The organism is Rubrivirga sp. (genome assembly GCF_049648075.1).
Taxonomy (GTDB): domain Bacteria; phylum Bacteroidota; class Rhodothermia; order Rhodothermales; family Rubricoccaceae; genus Rubrivirga.
Window position 1 is genome coordinate 1 of record NZ_JBARYR010000283.1, and the last position, 3,138, is coordinate 3,138.

At 69.2% G+C, this 3,138-nt stretch carries 3 protein-coding genes; all 3 read right to left on the reverse strand.

Annotation, left to right across the window (positions count from 1 at the left end; genetic code table 11):
* Positions 1–1,632 (reverse strand): ATP-binding protein (locus tag WBA11_RS08475; RefSeq protein WP_424520263.1); only part of this gene is annotated, 1,632 nt, incomplete at its 3' end.
* Between the two features lie 107 nt (positions 1,633–1,739).
* Positions 1,740–2,540 carry a TIGR00266 family protein gene (locus WBA11_RS08480; protein ID WP_424520264.1) on the reverse strand — a complete coding sequence of 267 codons (801 nt, stop codon included), beginning with the start codon at positions 2,538–2,540 and terminating at the stop codon, positions 1,740–1,742.
* Between the two features lie 102 nt (positions 2,541–2,642).
* Positions 2,643–2,837 (reverse strand): hypothetical protein, encoded by a 195-nt coding sequence (locus tag WBA11_RS08485; protein ID WP_424520265.1) that lies wholly within the window; start codon positions 2,835–2,837, stop codon positions 2,643–2,645.
* Positions 2,838–3,138: the final 301 nt, after the last annotated feature.

A 3,138-nucleotide genomic window follows, 5' to 3' on the forward strand; every position in this document is an offset into this window, starting at 1 on the left:
GACGTGCGGCGGGCGATCGGGAGAGGCCGCGGGGGCCGCTCGGTTGGAGACCGGCTTCGAGACCCACGCCGCCGTCATCGGCTCTGGCGTGTCGCTGTCGGCCTCGAGGGCGATGGTGAACCGGAACTCCGAGCCTCCATCGGGCTCCGACTCGGCCGACATCGAGCCGCCCATCAAGCCGACCAGTCGGCGGCAGATGGCGAGCCCGAGTCCGGTCCCTCCGTGCGTCCTCGAGGTCGAGACGTCGGCCTGGGTGAACTCCTCGAAGATGGCCTCCAGCCGGTCCGGTGCGATGCCGACGCCCGTGTCCTTGACGGCGAAGAGGAGCGCCGGCCCGCTCGGCGACATCGTGCGTTCGATGCGGATGCGGATCGACCCTTCGGACGTGAACTTGACGGCGTTCGAGAGGAGGTTGACGAGCACCTGTCGCACGCGGCCCGCGTCGCCGCGGACGGACGGCGGGACGCGCTCGCCGGCCTCCACCTTGAGGGCGAGGCCCTTGCCCGCGGCCTGCTGCGCGACCATCCGAATGGCCTCGTCGGCGACGCAGCGGACGTCGAACGGCTCGTCCTCGAGGTGGAGCATCCCGGACTCGATCTTGGAGAAGTCCAGGACGTCGTTGATGACCGTCAGGAGTGCGCTGCTCGACGTGCGGACCGTGTCGACGTACTCGCGCTGCTCCTCGTCGAGGTCGGTGTTGAGGAGGAGCATGGTCATGCCCGTCACGCCGCTCATGAGCGTGCGGACCTCGTGGCTGGTCGTTGCCAGGAACTCGCGGTTGGCTTGCGCGGCGGACTCGGCGGCCTGCATGGCGGCGAGGAGCTGGGCTTCGCCCGCCTTCTGCTCCGTGACGTCGCGCGAGATCACGACGGCGCCGACCACGTCTCCCGTCCGCGCGCGGACCGGTACTCGCGTCGTGAGCTGGACACCGGCGGCGCTGGGCTCCTCCTGGTCGAAGACTGGATCGCCGTTGCGGATGACGGCTCGCACATCGTTCCACCACGGCTCGGGCAGGTCGCCGTCGCCCAGGCGGTTCGCGGCCTCGTTCCTCAGCACGACGCGATCGTTCCGGTCTACCGCGACCACGGGGTCGGGCAGGGAGTCGACGATGGTGCGCAGCGTGCGCCGCCGGCCGTCGGTGGCCTCGAGGGCGGCCTCGAGGTCGTGCGTGCTCGTCGCGTCTCGAATGGTGATGCCGAAAAGCGCTCGGGGTCCCTCGATGGGCCGGATTGCGATCTCGACCTCGAGCTCGGTCCCGTCGGCGCGGACCATGGTTCGGCGTTCGGCAGGGGCGTTGGCTACGCCGGCCTGTTGGCTCTCGAGGCTCCCGTCGACGTGCTGCTTGATGCGCGCCCGGTGTGACTTCCGCGACCCGAGCGGCAGCAGGGTACTGGAAAACTCGACGCCGATCAGGTCCTCAGGGGCGTGGCCCAAGAGGGACGCGACGGCGTCGTTGGCCAGACGGATCCGGTCCTCTTCGTCGATGACCACGACGGCGTCCGGGACGGCATCGAGGACGGCGTGCGTCAGGCTTGGCTCGTCGGGCGCCTTGGCGAACGCGCCGGTGATGCGCTGGAGCCAGCCGCCCCGCTTCGAGGTCGGGAGCGCGTCGGATGTGGAGCGAGACGGCACGGCGTCAGGGGTGGGTTTGGGGCGGGGTATCGCCCGTTTCGCCGCCTGACTAAAGCCGGTCCGTCCTCGAGGGCGGTCGACCTCGAGGACGCCTCGTTCGTCCGGTGTTAATTGTCCTCTCCCAGGAGGCCGCCGAGCAGGCCGCCCGCCGCCAGGCCGCCGATGGCCCCGAGCGCGCCCGCCCCGCCCCGGTTCGTCTCGCCCTTGTTCGAGTACATCCGGCTCGCGGCCACGATGCGGTCGGCCAGGCGAGAGAAGGGCAGGCTCTGGAGAAACACCTTGCCCGGTCCCTCGACGCGCGCCAAAAAGAGGCCTTCGCCGCCGAAGAGCGCGTTCTTGAACCCGCCCTGAAACTGGATGTCGTAGTCGACCGACTCGGAGAACGCGACCAGGCACCCCGTGTCGACGCGCAAGACTTCGCCGCCGGCCAGGTCGCGCTCGATGATGGTGCCGCCCGCGTGGCAGAACGCGAGCCCGTCGCCGGTCAGCTTTTGCAAGATGAAGCCCTCGCCGCCGAACAGGCCGGCGCCGATCTTTTTGGTGAACGCGACCTCGATCTCGATGCCCTTCGCGGCGCAGAGAAACGTGTCCTTCTGGCACAGGAACCTCCCGCCGTAGTCGCCCAGGTCGAGCGGGATCACCTTGCCGGGGTAGGGCGCGCTGAACGCCGCGCGCGCCTTGCCGCTGCCCGTGTTGGTGAACGACGTGATAAAGAAGCTCTCGCCCGTGATCCGGCGCTTCAAGCCCTTCATGAAGCCGCCGCCGGTGCCGGTGTCCATCTGGATCGCCTCGTCCATGTAGAGCATCGCGCCGGCCTCGGCGCGGACGGACTCGCCGGGGTCGAGCTCGACCTCGACGATCTGGAGGTCATCGCCGATGAGGCGGTAGTCGATTTCGTGGACGGGCATGAGTAGAGCGGAGGGTGTCTACCCAACTCTACGCAATCCGGCCAAACCAGCAGTCATCCGACCGTTCCATTTTTCGCCCTCGCCCCGTCCTCGAAAGACGGTCTAGGCGCGTCCTCGAGGACGCCGAGCGCGCCGCGTAGACCGGGGCCGATCCGTCCGCTGGCGCTTGATCTCGGCCTCAAGGCCGCATACGCAGCGCTTGTACGCCGACCAGCCGTCAGTTCCGCCCGCCAGCCATGCTGCTCGCGCGTGGTCGAGAGTCGTCTTCGAGGTCGCAGGGTGGAGGCGCGGACGCATGGCAGTGTCGGTAGGGCTGCCCCAGAGATGGCAAAAAGGCGGCCACGACCCTGCGGCGCCATTTTGCAGGATATCGGCTTAAGGCGTGGGTAGAATCGGAACGAAGTCCGTGCTGAGGCCCGATCGCGGCGGATCCTGACGCTGCCGGGCGGGTACGGCGCGCATGACTGAGATCGCCTCCCAGATCGCCGAGCGCGCCGAGCGCGTCCGCGACCGGATCGCCGCTGCCGCCGACCGTGCCGGCCGCTCGCCCGACGACGTGACCCTCATCGCCGTCACCAAGACGCGCCCGCTCGAGGTG